The sequence below is a fragment of the Teichococcus rhizosphaerae genome, assembly GCF_002631185.1.
In the GTDB taxonomy this organism is placed as follows: domain Bacteria; phylum Pseudomonadota; class Alphaproteobacteria; order Acetobacterales; family Acetobacteraceae; genus Pseudoroseomonas; species Pseudoroseomonas rhizosphaerae.
In genome coordinates this window covers 1-26059 of the sequence record NZ_PDNU01000036.1, presented here as the reverse complement: position 1 = coordinate 26059, position 26059 = coordinate 1, and the positions used below count along the sequence as shown (strand labels likewise).

General features: G+C 73.9%; 26 protein-coding genes, 2 tRNA genes and 1 pseudogene. 11 read left to right on the top strand and 18 right to left on the bottom strand.

Annotated features, from left to right (window positions below):
* Position 1 precedes the first annotated feature (1 nt).
* Positions 2–1147 (top strand): capsule biosynthesis protein, encoded by a 1146-nt coding sequence (locus CR162_RS16730; protein WP_099096680.1) that lies wholly within the window; start codon positions 2–4, stop codon positions 1145–1147.
* The gene (locus CR162_RS16725) at positions 1137–2873 is read left to right on the top strand and encodes a polysaccharide biosynthesis/export family protein (RefSeq protein ID WP_099096679.1); all 1737 of its coding nucleotides are present in this window, start codon (positions 1137–1139) and stop codon (positions 2871–2873) included. Before CR162_RS16730 ends, CR162_RS16725 begins: the two co-directional genes overlap by 11 nt.
* 48 nt (positions 2874–2921) lie before the next feature.
* Here CR162_RS16725 and bluB read toward each other — a convergent pair whose 3' ends face one another.
* From bluB to CR162_RS16715, 3 genes and pseudogenes are all read right to left on the bottom strand, one after another.
* On the bottom strand, positions 2922–3311 hold the full coding sequence (gene bluB / locus CR162_RS23255; protein WP_367604141.1) for a 5,6-dimethylbenzimidazole synthase: 390 nt from the start codon (positions 3309–3311) through the stop codon (positions 2922–2924).
* A 70-nt stretch (positions 3312–3381) separates the two neighbouring features.
* A pseudogene (locus CR162_RS23250) lies at positions 3382–3441 on the bottom strand (hypothetical protein); the annotation flags it as partial.
* A 101-nt stretch (positions 3442–3542) separates the two neighbouring features.
* The gene (locus tag CR162_RS16715; protein WP_099096678.1) at positions 3543–5714 is read right to left on the bottom strand and encodes a glycosyltransferase family 4 protein; all 2172 of its coding nucleotides are present in this window, start codon (positions 5712–5714) and stop codon (positions 3543–3545) included.
* A gap of 184 nt (positions 5715–5898) precedes the next feature.
* On the opposite strand from CR162_RS16715, the gene CR162_RS16710 reads away from it, so the two are divergent.
* Entirely contained in the window at positions 5899–7245 is a 1347-nt protein-coding gene (locus tag CR162_RS16710; RefSeq protein ID WP_099096677.1) for a glycosyltransferase family 4 protein, read from the top strand.
* Positions 7246–7294: 49 nt separating this feature from the next.
* On the opposite strand, the gene CR162_RS16705 is transcribed toward CR162_RS16710, so the two are convergent.
* Together CR162_RS16705 and CR162_RS16700 are read right to left on the bottom strand one after the other, a co-directional pair.
* Positions 7295–8491 (bottom strand): enolase C-terminal domain-like protein, encoded by a 1197-nt coding sequence (locus CR162_RS16705; protein WP_099096676.1) that lies wholly within the window; start codon positions 8489–8491, stop codon positions 7295–7297.
* Between the two features lie 16 nt (positions 8492–8507).
* Entirely contained in the window at positions 8508–9680 is a 1173-nt protein-coding gene (locus CR162_RS16700) for a CaiB/BaiF CoA transferase family protein (RefSeq protein ID WP_099096675.1), read from the bottom strand.
* 163 nt (positions 9681–9843) lie between these two features.
* Here CR162_RS16700 and CR162_RS16695 point away from each other — a divergent pair, with 163 nt between their 5' ends.
* Positions 9844–10326 carry a GNAT family N-acetyltransferase gene (locus CR162_RS16695; protein ID WP_099096674.1) on the top strand — a complete coding sequence of 161 codons (483 nt, stop codon included), beginning with the start codon at positions 9844–9846 and terminating at the stop codon, positions 10324–10326.
* 9 nt (positions 10327–10335) lie between these two features.
* Here the strand turns inward: CR162_RS16695 and CR162_RS16690 are convergent, their stop codons facing one another.
* The 4 genes from CR162_RS16690 to CR162_RS16675 all read right to left on the bottom strand — a co-directional run bounded on the left by CR162_RS16690 (position 10336) and on the right by CR162_RS16675 (position 13914).
* On the bottom strand, positions 10336–10884 hold the full coding sequence (locus CR162_RS16690; protein WP_099096673.1) for a hypothetical protein: 549 nt from the start codon (positions 10882–10884) through the stop codon (positions 10336–10338).
* A 74-nt stretch (positions 10885–10958) separates the two neighbouring features.
* The gene (locus tag CR162_RS16685; protein ID WP_099096672.1) at positions 10959–11162 is read right to left on the bottom strand and encodes a heavy-metal-associated domain-containing protein; all 204 of its coding nucleotides are present in this window, start codon (positions 11160–11162) and stop codon (positions 10959–10961) included.
* Entirely contained in the window at positions 11159–11548 is a 390-nt protein-coding gene (gene cueR / locus CR162_RS16680; protein WP_099096671.1) for a Cu(I)-responsive transcriptional regulator, read from the bottom strand. The genes CR162_RS16685 and cueR overlap by 4 nt, the downstream gene beginning before the upstream one ends.
* A complete protein-coding gene (locus CR162_RS16675) occupies positions 11545–13914 on the bottom strand; it encodes a heavy metal translocating P-type ATPase (protein ID WP_408887459.1) in 2370 nt (789 codons plus the stop codon). The genes cueR and CR162_RS16675 overlap by 4 nt, the downstream gene beginning before the upstream one ends.
* Positions 13915–14108: 194 nt before the next feature.
* Between CR162_RS16675 and CR162_RS16670 the strand changes: the two genes are divergently transcribed.
* Complete coding sequence (locus tag CR162_RS16670) at positions 14109–15218, top strand: trypsin-like peptidase domain-containing protein (protein ID WP_099096669.1); 1110 nt, start codon at positions 14109–14111, stop codon at positions 15216–15218.
* A 30-nt stretch (positions 15219–15248) separates the two neighbouring features.
* Here the strand turns inward: CR162_RS16670 and CR162_RS16665 are convergent, their stop codons facing one another.
* Positions 15249–16124 (bottom strand): helix-turn-helix transcriptional regulator, encoded by an 876-nt coding sequence (locus CR162_RS16665; RefSeq protein ID WP_099096668.1) that lies wholly within the window; start codon positions 16122–16124, stop codon positions 15249–15251.
* Positions 16125–16241: 117 nt separating this feature from the next.
* Here CR162_RS16665 and CR162_RS16660 point away from each other — a divergent pair, with 117 nt between their 5' ends.
* Positions 16242–17078 (top strand): extracellular solute-binding protein, encoded by an 837-nt coding sequence (locus tag CR162_RS16660; RefSeq protein WP_099096667.1) that lies wholly within the window; start codon positions 16242–16244, stop codon positions 17076–17078.
* A 76-nt stretch (positions 17079–17154) separates the two neighbouring features.
* Positions 17155–17952 (top strand): molybdate ABC transporter substrate-binding protein, encoded by a 798-nt coding sequence (locus CR162_RS16655; protein ID WP_245870444.1) that lies wholly within the window; start codon positions 17155–17157, stop codon positions 17950–17952.
* A gap of 64 nt (positions 17953–18016) precedes the next feature.
* On the opposite strand, the gene CR162_RS23140 is transcribed toward CR162_RS16655, so the two are convergent.
* The 6 genes from CR162_RS23140 to CR162_RS22460 form a co-directional block, all read right to left on the bottom strand.
* On the bottom strand, positions 18017–18142 hold the full coding sequence (locus CR162_RS23140; RefSeq protein WP_281255003.1) for a hypothetical protein: 126 nt from the start codon (positions 18140–18142) through the stop codon (positions 18017–18019).
* Between the two features lie 34 nt (positions 18143–18176).
* Positions 18177–18833, bottom strand: coding sequence for a molybdenum cofactor guanylyltransferase MobA (mobA, locus tag CR162_RS16650; protein WP_099096665.1), 657 nt, complete (start codon positions 18831–18833; stop codon positions 18177–18179).
* Positions 18823–19713 carry a formate dehydrogenase accessory sulfurtransferase FdhD gene (gene fdhD, locus CR162_RS16645; RefSeq protein WP_099096664.1) on the bottom strand — a complete coding sequence of 297 codons (891 nt, stop codon included), beginning with the start codon at positions 19711–19713 and terminating at the stop codon, positions 18823–18825. The genes mobA and fdhD overlap by 11 nt, the downstream gene beginning before the upstream one ends.
* A gap of 60 nt (positions 19714–19773) precedes the next feature.
* Positions 19774–20409: a hypothetical protein gene (locus CR162_RS16640; RefSeq protein WP_099096663.1), complete on the bottom strand. Its 636-nt coding sequence runs from the start codon at positions 20407–20409 to the stop codon at positions 19774–19776.
* A gap of 32 nt (positions 20410–20441) precedes the next feature.
* Positions 20442–21758: a 4-aminobutyrate--2-oxoglutarate transaminase gene (gene gabT, locus CR162_RS16635; RefSeq protein ID WP_099096662.1), complete on the bottom strand. Its 1317-nt coding sequence runs from the start codon at positions 21756–21758 to the stop codon at positions 20442–20444.
* 150 nt (positions 21759–21908) lie between these two features.
* Positions 21909–22073 carry a hypothetical protein gene (locus CR162_RS22460; protein ID WP_176559891.1) on the bottom strand — a complete coding sequence of 55 codons (165 nt, stop codon included), beginning with the start codon at positions 22071–22073 and terminating at the stop codon, positions 21909–21911.
* Positions 22074–22240: 167 nt separating this feature from the next.
* Between CR162_RS22460 and CR162_RS16630 the strand changes: the two genes are divergently transcribed.
* Positions 22241–23272: a Bug family tripartite tricarboxylate transporter substrate binding protein gene (locus tag CR162_RS16630; RefSeq protein ID WP_099096661.1), complete on the top strand. Its 1032-nt coding sequence runs from the start codon at positions 22241–22243 to the stop codon at positions 23270–23272.
* 55 nt (positions 23273–23327) lie between these two features.
* On the opposite strand, the gene CR162_RS16625 is transcribed toward CR162_RS16630, so the two are convergent.
* Together CR162_RS16625 and rlmB are read right to left on the bottom strand one after the other, a co-directional pair.
* Positions 23328–23585, bottom strand: coding sequence for a hypothetical protein (locus CR162_RS16625; RefSeq protein ID WP_245870442.1), 258 nt, complete (start codon positions 23583–23585; stop codon positions 23328–23330).
* A gap of 133 nt (positions 23586–23718) precedes the next feature.
* Complete coding sequence (rlmB, locus tag CR162_RS16620; protein ID WP_408887458.1) at positions 23719–24402, bottom strand: 23S rRNA (guanosine(2251)-2'-O)-methyltransferase RlmB; 684 nt, start codon at positions 24400–24402, stop codon at positions 23719–23721.
* A gap of 558 nt (positions 24403–24960) precedes the next feature.
* Here rlmB and CR162_RS16615 point away from each other — a divergent pair.
* The 3 genes from CR162_RS16615 to CR162_RS16605 all read left to right on the top strand — a co-directional run.
* A tRNA-Tyr gene (locus CR162_RS16615) sits at positions 24961–25043 on the top strand.
* A 135-nt stretch (positions 25044–25178) separates the two neighbouring features.
* Positions 25179–25252: transfer RNA gene (locus tag CR162_RS16610), tRNA-Gly, on the top strand.
* 87 nt (positions 25253–25339) lie between these two features.
* Positions 25340–26059: elongation factor Tu (locus CR162_RS16605; RefSeq protein WP_141563192.1), on the top strand; the 720-nt coding region annotated here is incomplete at its 3' end.

Below are 26059 nucleotides of genomic sequence, written 5' to 3'. Positions count from 1 at the left end.
CATGACCGGCGCGGCCGCCAGCCGGCCCGCCGCGTCCCGTCCCGCCTCGCCGCTGAAGCGCATGCTGTGGCGGCGGCGCTTCTACCTGCTCCTCGTCGTGCTGCCCACCCTGCTCGCGGGGATCTACCTCTACGGCATCGCCGCCGGGCAATATGTCTCGGAAACCCGTTTCGTGGTGCGCGGCCGGCAGGAAACGCGCGTCGCCTCGACGCTGAGCGACATGATCGGCGCGGCGGGCTTCAAGCAGTCGAGCGAGGAATCGCTGGCCGTGCGCGACTTCCTGCAGTCCCACGACGCGCTGCGGGCGCTCGACCGGAGCGTGGACCTGATCGGCCTCTACCGCCGGCCGGAGGCGGACCTGCTGCTCCGCCTGTGGTTCTCCAGCCCGCCCATCGAGTTCCTGCAGTTCTACCACCGGCGGATGAACACCATCTCGCACGACGCCACCTCGGGCATCACCACCCTGCAGGTGCGCGCCTTCCGGCCCGAGGACGCGCAGCGCATCGCCGAGGAGCAGCTCCGCCTGTCGGAGGACTTCATCAACCACCTCTCGGGCCGGGCGCGCGAGGAAACGCTGCGCCTGGCGCATGAGGAGCTGGCGCGCGCCGAGCAGCGGGTGCTGGACTCGCAGGCCGCCGTCACCGCCTTCCGCCAGCGCGAGCAGGCGGTCGATCCGTCGCGCAGCGCCCAGATCGGCCTGGAGAGCCTGGGCGCGCTGGAAGCGCAGCTGACCACGGCGCGGGCCGAGCTGCAGGAGAAATCCGCCTTCATGCGGCCGGACAACCCGCAGATCGCGACGCTGCGCAACCGCATCGCCTCGCTGCAGACCGAGATCGGCCGCCAGCGCGAGCGGCTGACGCTCGGCGGCCAGGCGCTGCCGGGCCAGCTCGCCACCTATGAGCGGCTGCTGCTGGAGCGCGAGTTCGCCGACAAGCAGCTCGCCTCCGCCACCATCTCGCTGGAAACGGCGCGGCTCGACGCGCAGCGCCAGCAGCTCTTCCTGGCCCGGGTGGTGCAGCCCAGCGTCGCGGAGTATCCGCTCTATCCGAAGGCGGGGATCATCTTGATCAGCATGTTCGCCGTGCTCTCGGTGCTGTACGGAATTGGCTGGATGCTGGCTGCGGGGATTCGTGAACATGCTCTCTAACCGCGCGCTGATCGCCGCCCTCCTGGCGGTCCTGACCGCCGGCCAGGCGGTGGCGCAACCGAGTTCCCTGCTCAGCCCGCCGGTGCCGGCGCGCATGGCGCAGGGCGGCGGCAACGACCTGCCGCAGACCGTGCCGGAGCTGCTGCCCGAGACCAGCATCATCAACCGCGCCGGCAGCACCACCGAGGCGGAGGCCGGCGCCACCGCCGAGGGGCCGCTGGCCGAGCCCTTCCGCCCCGCCGGGCCGAGCCGCACCGTGTTCGGCGCGGCGCTGTTCGCCCGCTCGGCGCCGACGCCCTCCGAGACCAGCAACCCCAACTACCGCCTCGGGCCCGGGGACCGCGTCAGCGTGCGCGTCTGGGGCCCGGTGGATGCGGAGGTGATGGGCGCCATCGACCCGGAGGGCAACCTGTTCCTGCCCAACATCGGGCCGCTGCGCCTGGCCGGCACCCGCGCCGGCGACCTGCAGCGCACCGTGGAGGCCGAGGTGCGGCGGATCTACACCCAGCAGGTGCAGGTCTATGCCGTGCTGCTCTCGGCCAGCCAGATCGGCGTCTATGTCACCGGCTTCGTCAAGCTGCCGGGGCGCCACCGCGGCTCGGCCTCCGACACGGTGCTGGACTACCTGCTGCGCGCCGGCGGCGTCGATCCGGTGCGCGGCTCCTACCGCGACATCGTGGTCAACCGCGGCAGCCGGGCCGTCACCCGCATCGACCTCTACCCCTTCCTGCTGCAGGGCAAGCTGCCCGGCCTGACGCTGCAGGACGGCGACACCATCGTGGTCGGCAGCCAGGGCCCAACCGTCTCGGTCGATGGCGCCATCCGCAACAACTACCTCTTCGAGGTGAAGGACCGCGCCATGGCGGGCAGCGAGCTGATGGAGCTCGCGGGGCCGCTGCCGGCGGCCACCAACGCCGTCATCCGCGGCACGCGCAACGGCCAGCCCTGGTCGCGCTACCTGGACATCCCGGCGCTGCGCCGCCAGTCGCTGCTGGACCAGGACGTGGTGACCTTCATCACCGACGCGCCGGCGCCCACGGTGCGCGTCTTCGTCGAGGGCAGCCGCATCGGCCCCTCGGTGCTGGTGGCCGACCGCGACATGAACCTCTGCCAACTGCTGGACCATATCGCGGTGGAGCCGCATCTGGCGGACACCGGCTCGGTCTACCTGCTGCGCAAGCGCATCGCGGCGCAGCAGCGCCGCTCGATCAACGAGGCGCTGGACCGGCTGGAGCGGCAGCTCTTCACCGCCACCTCCGCCACCACGGGCGTCGCCGAGATCCGCGCCAGCGAGGCGCAGCTCGTCTCCAACTACATCCAGCGCGGCCGCCGGCTGCAGCCGGAGGGACGGCTGGTGGTGGTGGACAATGCCGGGCGCTGCACCAATGTCCGGCTGGAGGATGGCGACACCATCGTCATCCCCGAGCGCTCCGACACGGTGCTGGTGGCCGGCGAGGTGACGACGCCGCAGGCCATCCTGTGGCGCCCGAACATGACCATCCCGGACTATGTGAAGGCGGCCGGCGGCTACACCCAGCGCGGCGACGATGGCGGGGTGATGATCCGCCGCGCCAGCGGCCAGATCATCCTCGACCCGCGCGAGGGGCCGCGCCCGGGCGACGAGCTGATCATCCTGCCGCAGCTGGGGGCCAAGAGCTTCCAGATCGCCCGCGACCTGCTGCAGCTGATCTACCAGTCGGCGCTCTCGGTGCGCGTCTTCGACTGACCGGGCCGGGGCCGGGAGGGGCGTCCCCTCCCGGCCCGCCCGCCGCCGTCAGCGCCGCAGCAACGGCACGGGGCGGCGCGTCTCCCACCCCTCGGCCTGCAATTCCGGCACGTCGGATTCCGCCCGCGGGTAGCCCAGGCAGAACAGGCCGATGAAGCGCCATTCGGCCGGTACCGCCAGCGCCGCCGCCACCCCCTCCGGCTCCAGGATCGACACCCAGCCGAGCCCCAGCCCCATGGCGCGGGCGGCCAGCCACAGCGTGTGCGCCGCCATCACCGCCGAATAGTCCAGCGCCTGCGGCATGGTGCGGCGGCCGAGGCCATGGCCCTGCTCCGGCTCGGGAAGGGTGAAGAGGGCGAGCTGGCAGGGCGCCTGGTCCAGCCCCGACAGCTTCAGCCGGGCATAATGGGCGGCGCGCTCCGCCGGCTGCGCCGCCAGCGCCGCAGCGGCGGAAGTTCTCGCGCAAGGCGGCGCGGCGCGCCGGCTCCTCCACCAGCACGAAGCGCCAGGGCTGGCTCAGGCCCACCGAGGGGGCCAGCCCGGCCAGCGCCACCAGCCGCTCCAGCACCGCCTCCGGCACCGGCTCGGGGCGGAAGTGGCGGACATCGCGCCGCCAGCGGAACAGCAGCTCCAGCCGCGCCTGGAAGTCGGCGTCGAAGGGGAGCTGCCTCACATCACCGGCCGCGCGGCGAGGAAGCGGCGCTCCTCCAGCAGGCCCAGCCGGTCCTCCAGCCGCCCGGCGCGGGCCACGCCGAAGCCCGCGACGCCGATGCCCAGATGCGCCGTCTCCCCATCCTCCGGCGGCACCTGGCTCAGCAGCTCCACCCGCAGCAGCGGCCCGCCTGCCGGCACCTCCAGCGCCAGGCTCAGCGACTCGCCCGCCCGGAGTTGCAGCGCGGCCGGCGCGGCCGGCTCCGCCCCCTCGCGCTGCGCCAGCACCTCCACCGCGCGCGGCGCCCCGGCCGGCGCCCGCAGCGCCAGCTCCAGCCGCAGCGGCCCGGCCTGATCGGGGCCGAGCGGGATCGCCAGCAGCGCCTCGCCCGGCCGGGTCCAGGCCTCCTCCGCCTCCAGCGCGTGCCAGCCCTCGCCCCGCCGCACCGCCTCGGCGATCGCCATCTCCGGCGAGGGACGGCCCGTCTCGATCCGCCGCAGCCGGTGCCGCCGGCCGGAGGGCACCGGCAGGCGCGCCAGCAGGTCGGCCGGGGCGGCCAGCGCCAGGGCGCGCGCCTCGGCCATGAGCTGCGCCGCCACCGCGTTCCAGCTCCGCAGCGGCGGGGCGGCGGCGATGCGCGCCTCCGCCTCCGCCCGGAAGGCAGGGTCGGTGATCAGGCGGGCGAGCTTCTCCAGCAGGTCGGGCTCGCTGCCGGGAGCGAAGAACAGCGCGCCGCCTTCCCCCGCCTCGCGCAGCGCCGAATGCGCGGGCACCAGCGGCACCTTGCCGGCGGCCAGGCTTTCCGTCACCGGCAGGCCCCAGCCCTCGTGGTGGCTGTTGTAGAGGGTGAACAGGCAGTTCCGGTACAGCGCCGCCAGCAGCGGGTCCGGCACGTCGTGCAGGATGCGGATGCGCGATCTCAGCTCCGGCAGCGAGTCGCGCAGCGCCAGCGCCGCCTCCGCCAGCCATCCCGGCCGGCCGACGCAGACCAGCACCGGCACCGCCTCCGGCCCCAGCCGGCGCAGCAGCGCCAGCCAGGCGCCGAACGCCATCAGGTGGTTCTTGCGCGCCTCGATGGTGGAGACGAACAGCACAAAGGGCGTGCCGTCGCGCAGCAGGGGGTGCTCGGGCGGCGGGGCGGGCGCCGGGCGCGTCAGGGCACGGGGGGCGGCATCCAGCCGCAGCACGGCGGCGGGCGGCACCGGCAGGCCGGGCAGCAGGGCCCCGTGCAGGCGGCGCATGTCGTCCGCCGTGGAGCGGGACACGGCCAGCACCCCATCGGCGTGCAGCGCCAGGTTGGCGAACCAGCGGGCATAGGCGCGCGTCACCCCTTCCGCGCAATGCTCGGGCAGCAGCAGGGGGATGCAGTCATGCAGCAGCGGCACATGGCGCAGCCCGTCCCGCTCGCGGGCAACGCGCAGGCTGGCGAGGTGGTCCGGCATGCCCCATGTCCCGCCCAGCGTCACCAGCACGGCGCCGGGCGCGAAGCGCAGCGGCGGCGGAGCGGCGAGCAGCGCCTCCAGCAGCGTGGCGGCGTCCTTCCAGTCGGCCTCCTCCGGGTCGGCGCCCTCGCTCATCAGCCGGTCGAGCCGCAGGAAGAGGGGCGCCGGCAGCTCGCGCCAGCCGGGACCATGGCCGCCGGGGGAGGCCGGCATGGCGCAGAGCCGCGGCGGGCTGGGCTCCTCCAGCGCCGCGCGGGCGATGTCGAGCTGCACGCGCTGGATGCCGCTGGGCGCCCGTCGGCCGCCGCCGATCCAGTTGGCGAGGTCGGTGAGGTCCAGCACCACGCCGGCGGCGGCGGGCAGCGGGCGGCCCGGGGGGCGCCCGGGGCGCTCGCCGGCCAAGGCGCGCCATTCCCGCCAGGCGCTCTCGGAGCGCGGGTCCAGCAGCACGGCCCGGCCATAGGCCTCCAGCGCCGCGCCGCGGGCGCCGCGCAGCTTCTCCGCATGGCCGATCTGCAGCGGGATGTCGGCATCCCCCGGCCGGGCCCCGGCGGCGGCGTGGTAGAGCGCCAGCGCGCCGGCGATGTCGCCGGCCTCCTTCAGGCAGTGCCCCTGCTGCACCTGCATGCCGGCATCCTCGGGGCGCAGGCGCAGGAAGGCCGCGTAGGCCGCCGCCGCCGCGCGCCATTCCCGCCGGTCGCGCAGCCCGTCCGCTTCCCGCCGCAATGCTTCCGCGTCGTCCAGCATGTGCCCTCCCGCCTGCGGTGCCTCCCCTCCCATCCCCCTGCCGGGGCCGCGTGGTCAAGAGCGGCGCGGCGCCGGACGCGCCAACTGGCCACCGACCTGGCCACCGACCTGGCCACCGACCTGGCTACCGAGCTGGCTACCGAGCTGGCTACCCCTGGGGCGGATCTCGGCCTAGGGTTCCCCCATGCGCTCGCGAATCTATCTCGACGGCTACAACCTCGCGCTCGAACAGGGCACGGGCGTCGCCACCTATGCCCGCAACCTCAGCTTCCGGCTGGGGGCGATGGGGGCGGAGGTGGGGGTGCTCTACGGCACCGAGGCCAGCCCCAGCCGCAACGAGCTGATCCGCGAGGTCGCCTTCTTCGACAACCGCCTGGGCGACACGGCCAGGCGGCTGCGCTGGCTGCGCGCCGTGCGGCGGGTGGCGATGGGCCCGCTCGGCGAATACGCCACCCATGTGCCGATCACCGGCAAGGTGGTGGCCAGCGCCTTCGAGAGCCGGCTGCCGCATTTCGACCATCTGTGGAACGTCGAGAACGGCTTCACCCTGGCCACCAACTACTTCAAGCACTTCAAGCGGCGGCTGACCGTGCGCATGCCGCGCCCGCCCGAGGTGATGCACTGGACCTACCCGATCCCGATGCGGCTGGCGGGGGCCAAAAACATCTATTGCCTGCACGACCTGGTGCCGCTGCGCCTGCCCTACACCACGCTCGACAACAAGCGCCAGTACCACCGGCTGACCCGCCTGCTGGTGCGCCAGGCCGACCACATCGTGACGGTGAGCGAGACCTCGCGGCAGGACATCATCAACCTGCTCGGCGCCGACCCGGAGAAGGTGACGAACACCTACCAGGCCGTCGAGCTGCCGCGGAAGTTTGCCGAGAAGCCGCTGGGCGAGGCGCAGGACGAGGTGATGGGCAGCTTCGGCCTGCCCTGGAAGGGCTACTTCCTGTTCTTCGGCGCCATCGAGCCGAAGAAGAACGTGGGCCGCATGATCGAGGCTTACCTGTCCTCCGCCTCCGAGCTGCCGCTGGTCATCGTCGGCAAGCAGGCCTGGAAGAGCGAGCAGGAGCTGCAGCTCCTGTTCGACGACCATATCCGCTACCAGGTGCAGGAGGGTTCCATCCTGCGCACCCGGCGCAAGATCGTCCTGCTGGACTACGTGCCCTTCCGGCTGCTGGTCTCGCTGGTGCGCGGCGCGAAGGCGGCGCTGTTCCCCTCGCTCTATGAGGGCTTCGGCCTGCCGGCGCTGGAGGCGATGATGCTGGGCACGCCGGTGATGACCTCCAACACCTCCTCCCTGCCCGAGGTGGTGGGGGATGCCGCCATCACCGTCGATCCCTATGACGTGCGGGCCATGGTGGAGGCGATCCGCGCGCTGGACGGCGATGCGGAGCTGCGCGCCTGGCTCGCCGCCGCTGGCCCGCGGCGCGCCGCGCTGTTCAGCAACGCCGCCTATGAGAAGAGGCTGGCGGAGGTCTATGCCCGCCTGGGCGTGAGCCTCGGCGAGGCGGCGGCCGCGAACTGACAGGAAAAAAACGGGGCCCAGGGGAATTCCTTCCCCTGGCCTCCCTTCCTCAGCCGAGCAGCGTCCTCAGCACCGCATACAACGCCGATTTCCGCTCGAAGCCGATGCCCGGCGTCTCGTGCGGCCGGATGCGGCTGTCCCGCACCGGCGTGTCGTCGGCGAAGCCGCCAAAGGGCGCGAACACCTCCGGATAGCTTTCATTGCCCCCGAGGCCGAGCCCGATGGCGATGTTGAGCGCGAACTGTTGCCCGCCATGCGGCACGCAGCGGCGGGGCGACCAGCCATGCTGGCCGAGCATCTCCAGCGTGCGGAGGTATTCCACGAGGCCATAGGAGAGCGCGGGATCGAACTGCAGGATGTCCCGGTCGGGGCGCAGCCCGCCATGGCGGATCAGGTTGCGCGCGTCCTGCATGGAGAACAGGTTCTCGCCCGTGGCGATGGGACCGGGATAGTGCTCGGCCAGCGCGGCATGGGTGCTGTAGTCCAGTGGGTCCAGCGGCTCCTCGTACCAGCGCAGGCTATAGGGGGCGAGCGCCGCCCCGTAGCTCAGCGCCGCGTGCAGGCCGAAACGGCCGTTGACGTCCACGCACAGGCGCGAGCCGTCGCCATCCAGCAGCTTCAGCACCGCCTCGATGCGGGCGATGTCCTCCTTCAGCGCGTCGCGCAGCGGCGTGCCGGGCGCGCCGCCGATCTTCATCTTCACCACCGAATAGCCCATGCCGAGATAGCGGCGCATCTCCTCGACGAGCTGATCGACGCCCTTGCCCGGGTAGTAGTAGCCGCCGGCCGCGTAGATCCAGGCGCTTTCATCGGCCTGGCTGCCTTCCGGGCCCTGGCGGTAGCGGGTGGCCAGCAGCTTCCACAGCGGCACGCCCTCCAGCTTCGCCGCCGCGTCCCACAGCGCCATGTCCAGCACGCCGACCGCGACGGAGCGCTCGCCATGGCCGCCGGGCTTCTCGTTGCGCATCATCGCCGCCCAGGCGCCGGCCGGGTTCAGCGTGCCCTCAGGCGTGGAGAGCAGGGCCTCCGGCGTTTCCAGCAGGCGCGGGATGAAGCGCTCCCGCAGCAGGCCGGGCTGGGCGTAGCGCCCGTTGGAGTTGAAGCCGAAGCCGGTGGCGGAGCGGCCCGCGCCATCCTCCACCGTGACGGCGACGATGCTGGCCGTCATCTTCGAGAAGTCGATATAGGCGTTGGCGATGTCGCTCGCGATGGGGGCGACGCCGTCGCGGATGGCGGTGATGCGCATGGTTCGGGTGGCCTCGTCAGATGGCTTTGCGGGCGCGCAGCGTGTCGATCTCCTCGGGGGCGAAGCCGAATTCGCGCAGCACGGAGGTGGTGTGCTGGCCGCGCTCCGGCGTCGGCTGGCGCGGCGGCTCGACGCCGGCGAGCTGCATCGGCGGGCGGACGAGGTTGATCTCGCCGAGCGCGGGGTGCCGCACCGGCCAGGCGAGGCCCAGATGCCTCACCTGCGCGTCGTCGAACACCTGGTCCATGGAATAGACCGGGCCGCAGGGCACGCCGGCGGCGTTGAAGGCCTCGACCCAGTGGGCGGCGGTGGCGGTTTCCAGCTTCGCCTGGAGCACGGCGTTGGTCCTGGCGCGGTTCTTCGAGCGCAGCGCGTCGGTGGCCAGCTCCGGATCGGCCGCCTCAGCCTCGATGCCGAGCACGGAAACGATGCGCCGCCACATCTCGCCGCCGCCGCCGGCGATGTTGATGACGCCGTCCGAGGTGCGGAACAGGCCGGTGGGAATGGTGGTGGGGTGGTCGTTGCCGGCCTGCTTCGGCACCTCGCCCTTCATGGTCCAGCGCGTGGCCTGGAAGTCCATCATCGCCACCATGGCCTCGAGCAGCGAGGTGTGCACCCAGCGGCCGCGCCCCGTCTGCTCCCGCTCCAGCAGGGCGACGAGGATGCCGATGGCGCAGTAGAGCCCGGCGGTGAGGTCGGCCACGGGAATGCCGGCACGCACCGGCCCCTGGCCGGGCAGGCCGGTCACGCTCATCAGCCCGCCCATGCCCTGGGCGATCTGGTCGAAGCCCGGCCGCCGCGCATAGGGCCCGTCCTGCCCGAAGCCGGAGATGGAGCCGAGCACGATGCGCGGGTTGAGGGCGGACAGCGCCTCGTAGCCGATGCCGAGGCGGTCCTTCACGTCGGGGCGGTAGTTCTCCACCACCACGTCAGCCTGGGCCACCATGCGGCGGAAGGCGGCCAGCCCGTCCGGCGCCTTCAGGTTCAGGGTGATGGAACGCTTGTTGCGGTGGACGTTCTGGTAGTCGGGGCCATGCGTGTCGCCGCCCAGGCCCTTGCCGGTGTCCACCGCCTCCGGCGCCTCGATCTTGATGACGTTGGCGCCCCAGTCGGCCAGCTGCCGCACGCAGGTGGGGCCGGAGCGGACGCGGGTGAGGTCGAGCACGGTGAAGCGGGCGAGCGGCAGCATGGGCCTGGTTTCCTCCGGCGGTGGCGCCAGGGCGCGGCGCCCGGCCAGAGTAGCGCGCGGGGCCGGGGCGGGAAGCCCCCCGCCCGGCACCTCCCCCCCGGCACCTTGGCACCCCGCCGCCGCGCCGCGTAAACCGGCCGCTCCACCGGGAGAGCTTCCTCGCATGCTGATCCGCCCCGCGCGCTCCGAGGACCGGGCCGCCATCTGGTCCATCATCGGTCCCACCATCCGCGCCGGCGAGACCTACGCCCTGCCGCGCGACATGGACGAGGAAAGCGCGCTGGCCTACTGGCTGGGCGCGGACCGCGAGACCTTCGTGGCGGAGATGGGGGGAGAGATCCTCGGCACCTACTACATCCGCTCCAACCAGGCGGGGGGCGGCGCGCATGTGTGCAATTGCGGCTACATGACCGCGGCCCCGGCGAGCGGGCGGGGCGTGGCGCGGGCGATGTGCGCCCATTCCCTGGAGCACGCCCGGGCGCGCGGCTACCGGGCGATGCAGTTCAACTTCGTCGTCAGCACCAATGAGCGCGCGGTGCGGCTGTGGCAGGCGATGGGCTTCGCGGTGCTGGCGCGGCTGCCGCTGGCCTTCCACCACCCCGCCCATGGCTATGTGGACGCGCTGGTGCTGTTCCGGGCGCTGTAGCGCGGCGGCTCAGCCGAGAGGCGTGTCCGCGAGGCGGGCGAAGGGGCCGTAGAGGTCGCACAGCTCGGCCGTGCCGCCGAGCTTGCGGTAGCGCAGCGGCGAGAGCGGCTCGCGCGGCTGCACGGCCAGGAGCTGCTGGCCGTTCCTGTCGAGGAAGAGGCGGTGGTGGAAGCTGTCGCCCCGGTAGATGACGAAGACGCCGCGCGTTTCCGCCACTTGGTCGCCGAGGTCGTCCAGCGCCCAGCGGCGCCAGGCGACGGCCCAGCCCTGCCGGGTGCGGGTGAGGGCGCGGCTGTCCATCTCGGCGTTGCGGGCGAAGAAGTCGCGGTGCGACTCGACGAGCTGCGCCAGGTCGTCCCGCAGCCGGTTGAGGATGGGGTTGAGCGCGGCGGGCGGCGGCGGCGGCACGTCCTGGTGCACGTCGCGGCCGCCATAGCCGGTGAAGCGGGCCTGCTGGTAGTCGGCCAGCGGCGAGGGGCTGCGCCGCCCGCCGGGAACGATGCCGGGGCCCGCGCCAGGCATGCCCGGCAGGGTGGGGTTCTTCCAGAGTTCGCGCATGCCAGTTCGCCCGCCGCAGATGCCGCGGGATTTCTGGCACGGGGCGGGTGAAGAAAGGCTGAAGGCGCGCCCCTTCAGTCCTGCACGGCGTAGCCTTCCTCGGCCACCAGCGCGGCCACGCGCGCGCGGGGCAGGGCGGTTGCGGCGCGCACCGTGCCGGCGGCGAGGTCCACCGCCACCTCGGCCGCGGGGTCCTCGGCGCGGATCGCCTCGGTCACCGCGCGCACGCAATGGCCGCAGCTCATGCCCCGCACGGTCAGCGTCACAGTTTCGGTCATGGCATCTTCTCCAGTTCGTCCAGGATGGGACAGTCGGGGCGGGAATCGCCGTGGCAATGGGCGGCCAGGTGGCGCAGCGAGCGGGCCATGGCCTGCATCGCCTCCGCCTTGGCCTCCAGCGCCGCCACATGGTCGAGGGCGATGCGCCGCACATCGGCGCTGGCGCGGTGGCGGTCCCGCCAGAGCGCCAGCAGGCGGCGCACATCCTCCAGCGGAAAGGCCAGCGCCCGCGCGTGGCGGATGAAGCGCAGCACCGCGATGTCGGCCTCCGCGTAGTCGCGGTAGCCATTGGGCAGGCGGCGCGCCGACAGCAGCCCTTCCGCCTCGTAGTGGCGGATCATCTTGGCGCTGAGGCCGGAGCGCCGCGCCGCCTCGCCGATGTTCATGCGCGCGCCCTCCAGCGGCTGAGCAGCAGCGCGTTGGACAGCACCGCCACGGAGGAGAAGGCCATGGCCGCGCCCGCCAGCGCCGGGGAAAGCAGCCCGAAGGCGGCCAACGGGATGCCCAGCGTGTTGAAGCCGAAGGCCCAGCCCAGGTTCTGCCGGATCTTCGCCAGCGTCGCGCGGGTGATGGCCAGGGTGGCGGGCACCAGCGTGGGGTCGGGGCGCAGCAGCGTCACATGCGCGGCGGCGATGGCGGCGTCCGTGCCGCTGCCCATGGCGATGCCGAGATCGGCGGTGGCGAGCGCCGCGGCGTCGTTCACCCCGTCGCCCACCATGGCCACGCGGCGGCCCTCGCGCTGCCAGGCGGCGACGCGCGCGGCCTTCTGCTCGGGCAGCACCTCGGCCGCCACCTCGGCGATGCCGAGGCGCTCCGCCACGGCATGGGCGGCGGCGGGGCCGTCGCCGCTCAGCATGGCGGTGGCGATGCCCCGCTCCGCCAGGGCGGCGACGGCCCCGGCGGCACCCTCGCGCGGCGTGTCGGCGAAGGCCAGCAGGGCCAGTGCCGCGGGCGGCTCGGCACGGATCAGCCAGGACAGGGTGCAGCCCCGCGCGGCAGCCTCATCCGCCGCCGCCGCCAGCGGGCCGGGGGCGGCGCCGCTCTCGGCGAGCAGGCGGCCGCTGCCGAGCAGCAGGCGCGCGCCCTCCACCACGCCCTCCACGCCGCGGCCGGGCAGGGCGCGGAAGGCCTCGGCCGGGCGCGCCTCGCCGCCCTCCGCCCCGCCCTCCGCCGCTTCCAGCACGGCGCGCGCCAGCGGATGCTCGCTGCCGGCCTGGAGGCGCGCGGCGGCGGCCAGGGCCGTGGCGCGCTCCACGCCCGGGGCGGGGTGCAGCCCCTCCAGCCGGGGGCGGCCCTCGGTCAAGGTGCCGGTCTTGTCGAAGGCGACGAGGGTGATGGCGCCGGCCCGCTCCAGCGCCTCCGCGTCGCGGATCAGGATGCCGGCGCGGGCGGCGGCGCCGGTGCCGGCCATGATGGCGGCGGGCGTCGCCAGGCCCAGCGCGCAGGGGCAGGCGATGACCAGCACCGCCACCGCGTGCAGGGTGGCCGCCGCCACGCCGCCGCCGGCGAGCCACCAGCCCAGGAAGGTGAGCGCCGCCACCCCCAGCACCACCGGCACGAACACGGCGCTGACCCGGTCCACCAGCTTCTGCACCGGCGCGCGGCTGGCCTGGGCCGCCTGCACCAGCCGCGCCACCTGGGCCAGCCGCGTCTCGGCCCCCACCGCCGTGGCGCGCAGCACCAGCCGACCGTCCAGCGCCACCGTGCCGGTGGAGGCCGCATCGCCCGGGTGCTTCTCCACGGCCCGGCTTTCGCCGGTCAGCGCGCTCTCGTCCACGCCGGAGGCGCCTTCCTCCACCACCCCGTCCACGGGCAGGCGCTCGCCGGGGCGGACCACCACGCGGTCGCCCGGGCGGAGCGCCGCGATCGGCACCTCCTGCTCGGCGCCCGCCGCGTCCAGGCGGCGCGCGGTGCGCGGGCGCAGCGCCAGCAGCGCGGCGATGGCGGCGCCGGTGGCGCGGCGGGCGCGCTGCTCGAGATGCCGGCCCAGCAGCACGAAGGCGATCACCACCGCCGAGGCCTCGAAGTAGAGATGCGGCTCGCCCCGCAGCAGCAGGACCAGGGACAGGCCGAAGGCGGCGCTGGTGCCGATGGCCACCAGCAGGTCCATGTTGCCGGCGCGCGCCCGCAGCGCCGACCAGCCGGCGCGGTAGAAGCGGAAGCCCAGCCCGAATTGCAGCGGCGCCGCCAGCAGTAGCTGCGCCCAGCCCGGCGGCATCCAGTGCCGGCCGAAGGCCATGCCCACCATGCCGATCAGGAAGGGCGCGGCCAGGGCGAAGGCGAGCGCCAGCTCGATCCGCTCCCGCCGGAGCCGGCGGCGCTGCGCCTCCGCCTCGTCCGGCCCGGCCTCGGCGCGCAGGCTGTAGCCGGCGCGCGCCACGGCGGCGGCCAGGGGCGCGGTGTCCGTCCCCGCCAGCAGGCGTAGATGCGCGGTTTCCGAGGCCAGGTTCACCGACACGTCCAGCACGCCGGGCACGCGCCGGAGGGCGCGCTCCACCCGGCCCGCGCAGCTCGCGCAGGTCATGCCGCCGATGGCCAGGTCGCGCTCCGCCTCGGCCACGCCATAGCCGGCGCGGGCGATGGCCTCGCGCAGCGCCTCCAGCGAGGCGGTGCCCGTGGCCTCCGCCCGCTCGCTGGCCAGGTTGACGCGCGCCTCCACGACGCCCGGCACCCTCCGGAGCGCGCGCTCCACGCGCCCCGCGCAACTCGCGCAGGTCATGCCGGTGACGGGCAGGGAAAGGCGGCCAAGCACGGAACCGGGAGCCGGGCCGGGAGCCGGGCCGGGAGCCGGGCGGGGAGCGGGGTTGGAGGCAGGGGCGCTGTCGGGCATGGCACAGAGATGGGGCTTGCTACAGTGGGAAGGTCAAGGGTGGCGCAGCGGCGGCCGCCGGAAAGCGGAAGGCGCCCATTGACCGGCGGCCCCCGAGGGGGAACATCCACCGCGCCATGCACCGCACCGCCCTGCTCTGCGCCCTCCTCGCCCTTCCCGCCGCCGCCGCGCCTGTCCGGATGGTCCATGCCCAGGTCCCTCCAAGCCAGGTCCCTCCAAGCCAGGCCGCGCCAAGCCAGGCCGCGCCAAGCCAGGCCGCTCCCGCCAGCCCCGGAGGGACGGAGGAGGGCAACCGTATCCAGATCGTCAACCGCACCGGCCAGGACGTGACCAGCCTGCAGGCCGTGCGCAGCGGCCGGGCCGGCTGGGGAACCAACACCCTTCCGGGGCCGATGCCGACGGACAAGTCCTTCACGCTCCGCACCCGCAAGGAGGCGGGCTGCCGCTTCGACATCCGCCTGACCGCCGCCGATGGGCGGGTGGCGGTGCTGCGGGACCGCGATATCTGCGCCGAGCCGCGCGTGGTGGTGGAGGCGGCCGCGCTGCGCGCCGCGCCGAGCCAGCCCGCCGCCGGCAAGCCCAACCCGAACGCCCGCGCCTCCTCCGGCACCGGCTTCGTGGTGGCGACCGACCGGGTGCTGACCAACCAGCATGTGGTGGAAGGGTGCGACCGCATCTTCGTCCGCACCGCCGACGGGCGGGTGCTGCCCGCCGTGCCGCCCGCGCGGGTGGATGCCGGGCTCGACCTCGCCCTGCTGGCCGTGCCGGGCGACCCGGGCGAGGTGCTGCCCTTCCGCGCCAGCCCCGAGGTGCGGCGCGGCGAGGGGGTGATCGCCTATGGCTTCCCCCTGGCCGGGCTGCTGTCCTCCGACCCGAAGCTGACGCGGGGCGAGGTGAACGGGCTGAACGGCCTCGGCAACAACCCGAACCACTACCAGATCAGCGCCGAGGTGCAGCCGGGCAATTCCGGCGGTCCGCTGCTCGACCTGCACGGCCATGTGGTGGGCGTGGTGGTGAGCAAGCTGCACGCGCAGAACATCGCCAAGCGCACCGGCGACATCCCGCAGAACGTCAACTTCGCGGTGAAGGGCACGGCCGCGCAGGACTTCCTGCGCCGCGCGCGCATCGCGCCGCAGGCCGCGCCCAGCACCGGCGCCGAGCAGGGCGCGGCCGATGTGGGGGAGATCGCCAACCGCGGCACCGTGTTCGTGCGCTGCGAGCGGTAGCGGCAGGGGAAGGGCGGGAAAGGCCGCCCCTCACGCGCGGAACGCCACCTGGCCGCACTCGGCGGTGTCGTACCCGCTCAGCCGCTCCGCCCGCGCCGCGAAGTCCGGCGTGCGGGTGAAGGCCAGCAGCGCCTGGAGCTCCGGCCCGAACCAGTCCTGCGCCCGCGCCACCAGGTCGAAGCGCTCGCGGATCAGCGGCAGGAAGTGCAGCCCGCGCGCCACCGCCTCGGCGCGGATGCCGAAGCCGGCCTCGGCGCGGCCCTCGGCCACGGCGGCGGCCACCTCGTCCTCCGCCATGGCGGGCTGCGGCAGGAAGCGGATGGCGTCCAGCCGGATCTGCGCCTCGGCCAGCAGGTGCAGCAGCAGCAGGTGGCTGCCGGCGCGGGGCTGGCGGCCGGCCACGCGCAGCCCCGGCCGCGTCAGGTCGGCGATGCCGCGCACCGCCTGCGGGTTGCCCGGCGGCAGGATCAGCCCCTGCTGGCGCCAGGCCCAGACCAGGCCCACGGCCTGCGCGTCGGGCAGCATGTCGCGCACCGCGGCCTCGTTGAAGGCGCCGCCATCGGGGTCGGGCAGGTGGGTGGCGGCGGCCAGGGCGCGGCCGGCGGCCAGCGCCTCCAGCCCCATCAGGCTGCCGCCGGCGGCGATGGCCAGGCCGCAGCCGGATTGCCGCACCGCCCAGTCCAGCAGCGGGTCGTGGCTGCCGGCCAGGATGGGCGGGGGGGCGAGGCGCGCCGCCTCCGGCCCGGCGGCGCGGGCCATCCAGCGCAGCAGCAGGTCGCGCGGGAAGATCCACTTGCCGGCCAGGATCACCGCCGGCAGCCGCTGCTGCCGCGCCAGGTCGTAGAGCGCGCGCTCGGACAGGCGCAGAAGCTGAGCGGCCTCCTTCAGGGTCAGGAATTCCGGCATGACGCGGCAGGCTCCGGCAAATGGCGCGCCGCGCCGGGGCCGGGAGCAGGTTCCGGGCGGCGTCCGCCGTGGCAGTTTGTGGCCAGACAAGAATAACGCCGGACCGGAGCCAGAGCCATGCGCCGTCGTGCCTTCCTTTCCCTGCTGCCGCTTCTCGCGGGGCTGCTGGCGGCGTGGCCGTCGGCCGCGCAGGACCGCGGCATCACCGTCTCCTCCACCACCTCCACGGAGCAGTCCGGCCTGTTCGGCCACATCCTGCCGCTGTTCACCCAGAAGACCGGCATCAACGTGCGCGTCGTGGCGCTCGGCACCGGGCAGGCGCTGGATGTGGGCCGGCGCGGCGACGCGGACGTGGTGTTCGTGCACGACCGCGCGGCGGAGGAGAAGTTCGTGGCCGAGGGCTTCGCCACGCGCCGCCACCCGGTGATGTACAACGACTTCGTGCTGGTCGGCCCGAAGGCGGACCCGGCGGGCGTCAAGGCGGCGGGGGCCGACATCACCGCCGCGCTGCAGGCCATCGCCGGGCGCAAGGCGGCCTTCATCAGCCGGGGCGACCGCTCGGGCACCCATGCGGCCGAGCTGCGGCTGTGGCGGCAGGCGGGCATCGACCCCGCCGCCAGCGGCGCCGGCTGGTACAAGGAGATCGGCCAGGGCATGGGCCCGGCGCTGAACACCGCCGCCGCGGCCGATGCCTACCTGCTGGCCGACCGCGGCACCTGGATCAGCTTCCGCAACCGCCGCGAGCTGGCGGTGCTGACCGAGGGCGACCAGCGCCTGTTCAACCAGTATGGCGTGATGCTGGTGAACCCGGCCCGGCACCCGCATGTGAAGCAGGCGGAGGGCCAGGCCTTCATCGACTGGCTGGTCTCGCGGGAAGGGCAGGAGGCCATCGCCGGCTACAAGATCGGCGGCGAGCAGCTCTTCTTCCCCAATGCCAATGATCCGCGCGGCTAGGGCGGCTCCCGCCCGGGGCGGATCGCCTGAACGGGCGAAGATGCCCGGAGGATGCCTCCGGCGCGGGCTCCGGACTGTGCTGCTGGCGCTCGCCCTGCCGCTCGCCCTGCCAACGGGCGCTGCCCATGCGGCCGGGCCGCCCGTGCGGCTGGCCGCCGCGGGCAGCCTCCGCGCCGCGCTGGAGGAGGTGGGCGCCGCCTTCACCGCCGCCACCGGCCTGCCCGTGGCCGGGCGCTACGGCCCTTCCGGCCTGCTGCGGGAGCGGATCGCGGCGGGCGAGGCGGCGGACGTGTTCGCCTCGGCCAACATGGCGCATCCGCGCGATCTCGCGGGAGCGGGCGGGCGCAGCGTGGTGCTGTTCGCCCGCAACCGGCTTTGCGCCCTGGCCGCCCCCGGCGAGCCCGCCACCACGGAGACGCTGCTGGAGCGGATGCTCGACCCGGCGGTGCGGCTCGGCACCTCCACCCCGGGCGCCGACCCTTCGGGGGATTACGCCTTCGCCGCCTTCGCGCGGGCCGAGGCGCTGCGGCCCGGCGCCCGCGCGGCGCTGGAAGCCAAGGCGCTGGCCCTCACCGGCGGGCCGGGCAGCGCGCCGCCGCCGGCGGGGCAGTCCGCCTATGCCTGGCATCTGGCGGAGGGGCGGGCGCAGATCTTCCTCACCTATTGCAGCAATGCCGGGCCGGCCGCCGCGGCCCTGCCGGGCGCGCGCGTCGTCGCGCTGCCGGAGGCGCTGGCGGTGGGGGCGGATTACGGGCTGGCGGTGCTGAGCGACCGGCCGGAGGCGGCGCGGCTGGCGCTGTTCATCCTCTCGCCCGAGGGGCAGGCCATCCTGGCGCGGCACGGCTTCGGGGCGCCGCTCCTGCCGGGCGGGTGAGGGGCGGAGCCCCGCTCCTCCGCCCAGGGGAGCGGCCTGCCGGCGCGCCGGCGCGGGGAAGACCCTACAGGCGCACGCCCTGGGTCTGGTAGGCGGCGTCCGCCTCGCGCTGCGCGGTGGCGTCCAGCACCAGGGAGGCGGCGGTGGCGAGCAGCAGGGCGGCCGCGACGGCGGTGATGAAAGCCTTCATGGATGGGCGCTCCCTCTGCGCGGAATGGCGTGCCTCAAGCTATGGGCGGGCAGGGCGCCGCCCGCAAGAGGGCCTCGGCCTCGGCTAGCTCCGCGGGCGAGTTGGCGTTGAAGAAAGGGTCCGGCGGCCCCGCAGGCCATTCGGCGGCGGCGCAGCCGAATTGCGCCGTCCACCGGTCGATCTTGCGCTCCCCGGCCTCCAGCGCGGCGCGCAGCGCCCCGCGCAGCGCCACCGGCCAGAGGCCGACCGGCGGGTGGGACCAGCCGCCCGAGCGGGCACAGGCCAGCGGCGTGCCCGCCGCCTGGCGCGCCGCGTGCAGCCGCGCCACGAGATCGGCCGGGATGAAGGGCGAATCGCCGGGCACGGACACCACCCAGGGCAGGTCCGGCCGGTGGGCGGCGGCCCAGTCCAGCCCCGCCAGGATGCCGGCCAGCGGCCCGGGATGGTCCGGCAGGCCATCGGCCACCACCGGCAGCGCCCAGGCGGCGAAGCGGGCCGGGTCGCCATTGGCGTTCAGCAGCAGGCCGGCGGCCTGCGGGCGCAGCCGCTCCAGCACATGCGCCAGCATCGGCCGGCCGGCCAGCGGGCGCAGCGGCTTGTCGCCGCCGCCCATGCGGCGCGCGAGGCCCCCCGCCAGCACCAGGCCCAGCGTCAGGCCCAGCGTTTCCGCATGCGGCGCCTCAGCCCGCATGGCTTTCCGCCTCCCGGCTGTTCTTGCGCCAGTGGCGGGGGCTTTCCTCGCCATCGCGCCTCGGGTCGGCGTCGAAGACGATGCGGCCCTCGCCGGCGAGCGCGATGAAGCGGCTGCCCTTGCAGCGGCCGATCAGGGTGAGGCCCGCCTCGCGCGCCAGCTCGACCCCCCAGGCGGTGAAGCCGGAGCGCGAGATGAGGATGGGGATGCCCATCCGCACCGTCTTGATCACCATCTCGGAGGTCAGGCGGCCGGTGGTGTAGAAGATCTTGTCGGCGCCCGCCTCCCGCTCGCGGAACATCCAGCCGGCGATCTTGTCCACCGCGTTGTGGCGGCCGACATCCTCCATGTAGACGATGGGCTGGTCCGCCTTGCAGAGCGCGCAGCCGTGGATGGCGCCGGCCTCCAGGTAGAGCGTGGGCAGGGTGTTGATGCCGCGCAGCAGCCCGTAGAGCCAGGAGGTGCGCAGCACCGCGTCCTGCGGCAGCCGGACCTGGGAAAAGCCCTCCATCAGGTCGCCGAAGGCGGTGCCCTGGGCGCAGCCCGAGGTGAGGGTCTTCTTGCGCAGCTTCTCCTCGTGGTCGGTCACGCGCCCGGTGCGGACGACGACGACGCCGAGATCCTCGTCATGGTCGATGGCGGTGATGTCGTCATCCGGCCGCAGCATGCCCTGGTTCAGCAGGTAGCCGAGGGCGAGGTCCTCCGGATGGTCGCCGATCGTCATCATGGTGACGATCTCCTGCCCGTTCAGGTAGAGCGTCAGCGGCCGCTCGACGGTGACGCTGACCTCGATGGGCTGGCCATGCTGGTCCAGCCCGGTCACCCGGCGGGTGAGGCGAGGGTCGGACGGGTCGGGGCGGACGCGCAGCGCATCGGTCATGCCCCTGAAAATGCCACCCGCGCGCGGAAAGAGAAGGGGTGGCCGAGAAGATGATGCCGCCTAGCCGGCGGCGCGGGCCCCGTGCCGCCCTTCCCCGCCGCGCAGGGCGAGGGGCCGCAGCAGGAAGGCGGTGCCCCAGCCCCAGCCGCCATTGATGAGCGCCCATTGCCACCAGGGCGCCCCGAAGCCGGGCACGCCGGGCAACTGGCCGAGCAGGCTGAGCCCGAAGGCGCCGAGCAGCGCGCCGCAAAGGAGGTCGGGCAGGGCGTGCACCCAGCGCAGCATCTGGGAAAGAAAGGCGCCGCCCAGCGCGCCCGCGACCATCAGCGCGTAGAGCGCCGGGATCTCGATGCCCGGCAGCGGGGCGAACAGGAAGCCGCGCTCCGGCACCAGACGGAAGGCCTGGTGCAGCACGAACAGGCTGGACTGGTGGAAGACCACGACGGCCAGCGCCCCCGCCACCAGCCCGCCGCCCAGGGCGCGGCGCGGCCCGGGCGGCAGGAGCCGGCGCAGCAGCCGCAGCGCCAGCCCGGCGGCGGCGCCGAGCAGGGCGACCAGGCCCAAACGCTCCGGCGCGAGCCCTGCCAGCGCCCGCTCAAGGGGGAGGGGGGTGGTGCCCCCGTTTCCCGCCATGACCCGCGCCACGACGAAAAAGGCCAGGGCGGCCAGCGCGCCCCACAGCGTGGTGCCCACCATGCCGCCCTGGCCCCGCTACCTCGGCCCTGGCCTCAGGCCGCGCGCTCGGCCACGCATTCGCGCAGCGCCTCGCCCAGGATGCCCATGCCCTCCTTCACCAGCGCATCCGACGCGGTGAGCGGCACCAGGAAGCGGATGACGTTGCCGCGCACGCCGCAGGACAGCAGCACCAGCCCCTTCTGCGCCGCGCGCGCCACCAGCGCCTTGGTCAGGTCCGGGTCCGGCTTGTCGGCGTTGCCCTCGGCCACCAGCTCCATCGCCACCATGGCGCCGAGCCCGCGGATGTCGCCGATGACGCCCTTCAGGCTGTTGCTGTTCTGCATCTCGCGCAGGCTGGAGACGATGATCTCGCCGATCTGGTCGGCGCGGGCGCAGAGGCCCTCCTCCTCGATGATGTCCAGCACGGCGTTGCCGGCGGCGCAGGCCAGCGGGTTGCCGCCATAGGTGCCGCCGAGGCCGCCGGCCTGCGGGCTGTCCATGATCTCGGCCTTGCCGGTGACGGCCGAGAGCGGGAAGCCGCCGGCCAGCGACTTGGCCATGGTGACGAGGTCGGGCTGCACGCCGGAATGCTCGATGGCGAACATCTTGCCGGTGCGGGCGAAGCCGGTCTGCACCTCGTCCACGATCATGACGATGCCGTGCTCGTCGCAGATGCGGCGGATGCCGGTGAGCAGCTCGGCCTGGGCGATGTAGAAGCCGCCCTCGCCCTGCACCGGCTCGATGATCATGGCGGCGATGCGCTTGGGATCGACATCGGCGCGGAACATCACCTCCAGCGCCTCCAGCGTCTGCTCGACCTCCTTGCCGTGGTAGGCCACGGGGAAGGGCAGGTGGAAGATCTCGCCCGGCATGGTGCCGAAGCCCGCCTTGTAGGGCACCACCTTGCCGGTCAGCGCCATGCCGAGCAGGGTGCGGCCGTGGAAGGCGCCGGAGAAGGCGATGACGCCGTTGCGCCCCGTGTGGTGGCGGGCGATCTTCACCGCGTTCTCGATCGCCTCGGCGCCGGTGGTGAAGAACACCGTCTTGCGGGGGCCGCGCGTCGGCACCGCCGCGTTCAGCCGCTCGGCCAGGCGGATATAGCCCTCATAGGGCATCACCTGGATGCAGGTGTGGCTGAAGTTCTCGAGCTGCGCCTGCACGGCGGCCTTCACCTTGGGGTGCAGGTGGCCGGTGTTCAGCACCGCGATGCCCGAGCCGAAATCGATGTAGCGCTTGCCCTCGATGTCGGTGATCTCGGCGTTCTCGGCCTTAGCCGCGAACACCGGAAGCTGGATGCCGAGGCCACGCGGCACCGCCGCCTCGCGCCTCGCCTGCAGAGCCGCGTTGCTGTCGGCTGCCGTCACGCCCATGGCCCGTACTCCTGATGCTGCCAATGTGGAGGCCGGACGATGCGCCCGCATCATGCCCGCGCGCAAGGGCGGAGAACCGGGAAATCGGCTCCGGGCGGAGGCTTTGCGCTTCCGGCTATCGCAATGCGATCAAAGGGATGGAGCGGCTTCTCAGCCGCCTGCCAGGCTGCCCCCAGCACCCATGAGCAGGGTGGCGAGAAGGCCGGCGGCGAGGCTGAGCAGCACCGGCATGTCAGGCTCCGCCGCCAGGGGCGCGGCAAAGGCGCAGGCGGGCAGGTTCTGCGGCGCGGGCGGCAGGTCTTGCATGCTGTCCATGGTGAATCCCATAAAACACGATCAATGAATGTTGGATAATTTTTTCCACGAACGCTATCAAGAAGATCGTTGCGGCCCTTTTCCGGCCGCCGCTCCTGCCCCGCCACCCAGCCCCCGCCCTGCCCGAAAGCGGGGAGGCTCCGGGCCTTTCCGGGAACCACGATCCGATGCAGCAGAACAACGCTTCCCGCCGCGCGGTGCTCGGCCTCGCCAGGGCGCTGGCCCTCCCCTTGGCCCTGCCGCTGGCCCTCCCCTTGGCCGCGCCGCTCCTGGGGACGGCCCGGGCCGCCCGGCCGGAGGAGGGGGCCAGCTTTCCGGAGCGGCCACTGCGCCTGATCGTGCCGGTGGCGCCGGGCGGCAGCCAGGACCTCGTGGCGCGCCTGCTGGCGCGCGGCATGGCCGAGGAGCTGGGCCAGGCCGTGCAGGTGGAGAACCTGCCCGGCGCCGGCAGCAACATCGGCTACGAGGCCGCATCCCGCGCCCGGCCGGACGGGCACACCCTGCTGGCCGGCTCCGACAGCCTGTCGATCAACGCCGCCCTGTTTCCCCGCCTGGGCTACGACCCGCTGCGCGCCTTCGAGCCGATCCTGTCCGGCGTCGCCGTGCCGCAGATCCTGGTGGTGCGGGATGGGGCGCCGCAGCGGGATCTCGCCGGTTTCGTCGAGGCGGCGCGCGGCGGCGTGCTGGCGGTGGGCACGCCCGGCAATGGCAGCCTGTCCCACCTGGTGGGCGAGCTGATGCAGCAATCCGCCGAGATCCGCTGGACCCATGTGCCCTACCGGGGCGGCGCGCTGGCCATCAACGACCTGCTGGCCGGGCATCTGGACGGGGTGTGGATCAACATCGGCGCCGTCACCGACCATGTCCGGGACGGGCGGCTGCGCGGGCTCGCCGTGTCGTCACCGCGCCGCGCCAGCGCCCTGCCGGAGGTTCCGGCGCTGGAGGAGGCGGGCTTCCGCAACCTCGCCGCCACGGGCTGGCACGGGATGGTGGCGCCGGCCGGGCTGGAGCCCGCCATCGCCGCGCGCCTCGCCGCGGCGGGGCAGGCGGCCCTGCGCCGGCCGGAGGTGGCCGGGCGGCTGGCCGGGCTCGGGGTGGAGGTGCTCGACGAGCCGCCCGCCGCGCTCCGCCGCCGGCTGCTGGCGGATGCGGAGCGCTGGGCGGCGGTGGTGAAGCGGGCCGGCATCCGCCCGGACTGAGGCGGGCCCGCGCTCCGGTTCCCGCCGCCCGGCCCTGCCGCGCCGGGCGCGCGGTTCAGGCGCGCAGCACGGCGCCGAAGGCGTCCGTGCTGGTGGCGCGCACCACGGAGGCGAAGAGGCGCAGCGCATCCGGGCCGCCCTGGTCCAGCAGGGAGCCGCCCTCCATCTCGCGCGCCAGCAGCTCGGCATGGCCGGCCAGGGTCTCGGCGGCGCGCCGCAGCGCCTCCCGCGAGAGGGCGAGCTGTTGCTGTTCGGAAAAGTCGTGCCAGGTGGCGGGCCGGGTGGGCATGGTGGTGTCCCAGGATGCGGCCATCTTGGCGTTGGAAGCTCCGTCCGGTGACGGCAGGGGCAGGATGGCGGGCGGGGCTTAAGGCTTCATGAAGGCACGGGGCGGGATGGATGCCCGCCCCGCCTTTTCGCCCGTGCCTTTTCGCCCCGCCTTTTCCTCAGTCTCCCCGCGCCAGCTCGTAGAGCGCCACCGAGGCGGCCACCGAGACGTTCAGGCTTTCCACCGCCCCGGTGATCGGCAGCCGCACCAGCTCGTCGCAGGTCTCGCGCTGCAGGCGGCGCAGGCCGGTGTCCTCGGCGCCCAGCACCAGGGCCACGGGGCGGTCCTTCGGCTTGGCCTCGGCCAGGGTGTTGTTGGCGTCGCCCGCCAGGCCCATCACCCAGTAGCCGGCGCGCTGCAGCGTCTGGATGGCGCGCGCCAGGTTCACCTCCCGCGCCACGGGCACGCTGTCCAGCGCGCCCACGGCGGCGCGCGCCATGGCGCCCGTCTCGGGCGGCGCGTTGCGGTCCTGCATCACCACCGCCGCGGCGCCGAAGGCCGCCGCCGAGCGCAGGATGGCGCCGACATTGCGCGGGTCCGTCACCTGGTCCAGCAGCAGCACCGGCCCGCGCGAGCGCTCCAGCGCGTCTTCCAGCGGCACCGGCGGCAGCGGCTCGCTCAGCAGCGCGATGCCCTGATGCACCGCGTCCTCGGTCAGGAAGGTCTGGAAGCGGGCGCGCTCCACCCGCTCCGCCTGCACCGGCCAGGGGCGGGGGAGGCGGGCGGCGAGGCTGGCCTCCGCCTCGGCGGTCAGCAGCAGGCGGCGGTGCCGGCGCTTCGGGTTGGCCAGCGCCGCGGCCACGGTGTGTAGGCCGTAGAGCCACAGCGTGTTGGGCTCCGGCTTCTCGCGCGGGAGGGGAGCCTGCCTTTCGCGCCGCTGCGGAAGGGGCGCCTCGGTCTCGGCGGCGCGCCCGGCGAAGCGGGTGGCGCGGCTCGGGCGGCCACCCGGCTGCGCGCCGGCGCGCGGAGCCTCGGCCGGGGCCTCCTGCGCATGGCCCTGGGAGCGGCCCCGGGGCGACGGGCCCCGGAAGGAACGGCCCTCGGAGGAGGAGCCCTCGGATGACTGACCGCCGGGCGAATGACCCCCGGGTGAATGACCCCCGGGTGAATAACCTCTGGCGGGGCGGCCGTGGGGCCTACCCGATTCGTCGGAGCGGGAAGGGGAACGGAAGGGGGGGCGCGGCCCCTCGGGCCGGCGGGGAGGGCGGGACATGGGCGGCATCCTGCGGATCGGCGGCGGCGGCGCAAGCGGCATGGCGCGATTTCCCGACTCTTTCTTCGCGAAACCGCGCGCAGGCACGTTGACAGGCCGCCCGGAAACCAGATAGTCCGCAGCGCTCCCGCCGGCCGGGAACAGCGCGGAGGGGTGCCCGAGTGGCTAAAGGGGACGGACTGTAAATCCGTTGGCGCACGCCTACGTTGGTTCGAATCCAACCCCCTCCATACCGGCCTGCCCGCAGCCTCCCCCGGAGGCTGCGGGCCCGGTCAGGCCAGGTTTCGGCCCAGGTTTTCCCGGTTGGAGGCGCCACGGCGCTGTGGTCCGTGCCCCGGTTCAGGGGCGCGGCATCGCTGCGCGGTGCGGGTGTAGCTCAATGGTAGAGCCCCAGCCTTCCAAGCTGGTTGTGCGGGTTCGATTCCCGTCACCCGCTCCATTCCCCCATGCGGAGGAGGAGCGGGCGGTGGGTCATGGGCCGGATGGTGCGCCGATGTCGGCGCTGGACCAACAGGGTGACCGATAGATGGCGAAAGCTAAGTTTGAGCGGAACAAGCCGCACTGCAACATTGGTACGATCGGGCACGTGGACCATGGCAAGACGTCGCTGACGGCGGCGATCACCAAGGTTCTGGCGAAGTCGGGCGGTGCGTCGTTCACGGCGTATGACCAGATCGACAAGGCGCCGGAGGAGCGTGCGCGCGGCATCACGATCTCGACGGCGCATGTCGAGTACGAGACGGCGAACCGCCACTACGCGCATGTGGACTGCCCGGGCCACGCCGACTACGTGAAGAACATGATCACGGGCGCCGCGCAGATGGACGGCGCGATCCTGGTGGTGTCGGCGGCCGACGGCCCGATGCCGCAGACGCGCGAGCACATCCTGCTGGCGCGTCAGGTGGGCGTGCCGGCGCTGGTGGTGTTCCTGAACAAGTGCGACATGGCCGACCCCGACCTGCTGGAGCTGGTCGAGATGGAGGTGCGTGAGCTGCTGTCGAGCTACCAGTTCCCGGGCGACGACATTCCCGTGATCAAGGGCTCGGCGCTGATGGCGCTGGAGGACAAGTCGCCGGAGCTGGGCGAGCAGGCGATCCTGAAGCTGATGGAGGCGGTGGACGCCTACATTCCGCAGCCGGAGCGCCCGAAGGACCGTCCGTTCCTGATGCCGATCGAGGACGTGTTCTCGATCTCGGGCCGCGGCACGGTGGTGACGGGGCGCATCGAGCGCGGCGTGATCAAGGTC

What these genes read in the sequence shown, in the direction of transcription:
- CR162_RS16730 (WP_099096680.1), top strand. Translation starts at nt 2, where the DNA reads ATGACCGGCGCGGCCGCCAGCCGGCCCGCCGCGTCCCGTCCCGCCTCG.
- CR162_RS16725 (WP_099096679.1), top strand. Translation starts at nt 1,137, where the DNA reads ATGCTCTCTAACCGCGCGCTGATCGCCGCCCTCCTGGCGGTCCTGACC.
- CR162_RS16715 (WP_099096678.1), bottom strand. Translation starts at nt 5,714, where the DNA reads ATGCTGGACGACGCGGAAGCATTGCGGCGGGAAGCGGACGGGCTGCGC.
- CR162_RS16710 (WP_099096677.1), top strand. Translation starts at nt 5,899, where the DNA reads ATGCGCTCGCGAATCTATCTCGACGGCTACAACCTCGCGCTCGAACAG.
- CR162_RS16705 (WP_099096676.1), bottom strand. Translation starts at nt 8,491, where the DNA reads ATGCGCATCACCGCCATCCGCGACGGCGTCGCCCCCATCGCGAGCGAC.
- CR162_RS16700 (WP_099096675.1), bottom strand. Translation starts at nt 9,680, where the DNA reads ATGCTGCCGCTCGCCCGCTTCACCGTGCTCGACCTCACCCGCGTCCGC.
- CR162_RS16695 (WP_099096674.1), top strand. Translation starts at nt 9,844, where the DNA reads ATGCTGATCCGCCCCGCGCGCTCCGAGGACCGGGCCGCCATCTGGTCC.
- CR162_RS16690 (WP_099096673.1), bottom strand. Translation starts at nt 10,884, where the DNA reads ATGCGCGAACTCTGGAAGAACCCCACCCTGCCGGGCATGCCTGGCGCG.
- CR162_RS16685 (WP_099096672.1), bottom strand. Translation starts at nt 11,162, where the DNA reads ATGACCGAAACTGTGACGCTGACCGTGCGGGGCATGAGCTGCGGCCAT.
- cueR (WP_099096671.1), bottom strand. Translation starts at nt 11,548, where the DNA reads ATGAACATCGGCGAGGCGGCGCGGCGCTCCGGCCTCAGCGCCAAGATG.
- CR162_RS16670 (WP_099096669.1), top strand. Translation starts at nt 14,109, where the DNA reads ATGCACCGCACCGCCCTGCTCTGCGCCCTCCTCGCCCTTCCCGCCGCC.
- CR162_RS16665 (WP_099096668.1), bottom strand. Translation starts at nt 16,124, where the DNA reads ATGCCGGAATTCCTGACCCTGAAGGAGGCCGCTCAGCTTCTGCGCCTG.
- CR162_RS16660 (WP_099096667.1), top strand. Translation starts at nt 16,242, where the DNA reads ATGCGCCGTCGTGCCTTCCTTTCCCTGCTGCCGCTTCTCGCGGGGCTG.
- CR162_RS23140 (WP_281255003.1), bottom strand. Translation starts at nt 18,142, where the DNA reads ATGAAGGCTTTCATCACCGCCGTCGCGGCCGCCCTGCTGCTCGCCACC.
- mobA (WP_099096665.1), bottom strand. Translation starts at nt 18,833, where the DNA reads ATGCGGGCTGAGGCGCCGCATGCGGAAACGCTGGGCCTGACGCTGGGC.
- fdhD (WP_099096664.1), bottom strand. Translation starts at nt 19,713, where the DNA reads ATGACCGATGCGCTGCGCGTCCGCCCCGACCCGTCCGACCCTCGCCTC.
- CR162_RS16640 (WP_099096663.1), bottom strand. Translation starts at nt 20,409, where the DNA reads ATGGTGGGCACCACGCTGTGGGGCGCGCTGGCCGCCCTGGCCTTTTTC.
- gabT (WP_099096662.1), bottom strand. Translation starts at nt 21,758, where the DNA reads ATGGGCGTGACGGCAGCCGACAGCAACGCGGCTCTGCAGGCGAGGCGC.
- CR162_RS22460 (WP_176559891.1), bottom strand. Translation starts at nt 22,073, where the DNA reads ATGGACAGCATGCAAGACCTGCCGCCCGCGCCGCAGAACCTGCCCGCC.
- CR162_RS16630 (WP_099096661.1), top strand. Translation starts at nt 22,241, where the DNA reads ATGCAGCAGAACAACGCTTCCCGCCGCGCGGTGCTCGGCCTCGCCAGG.
- CR162_RS16625 (WP_245870442.1), bottom strand. Translation starts at nt 23,585, where the DNA reads ATGGCCGCATCCTGGGACACCACCATGCCCACCCGGCCCGCCACCTGG.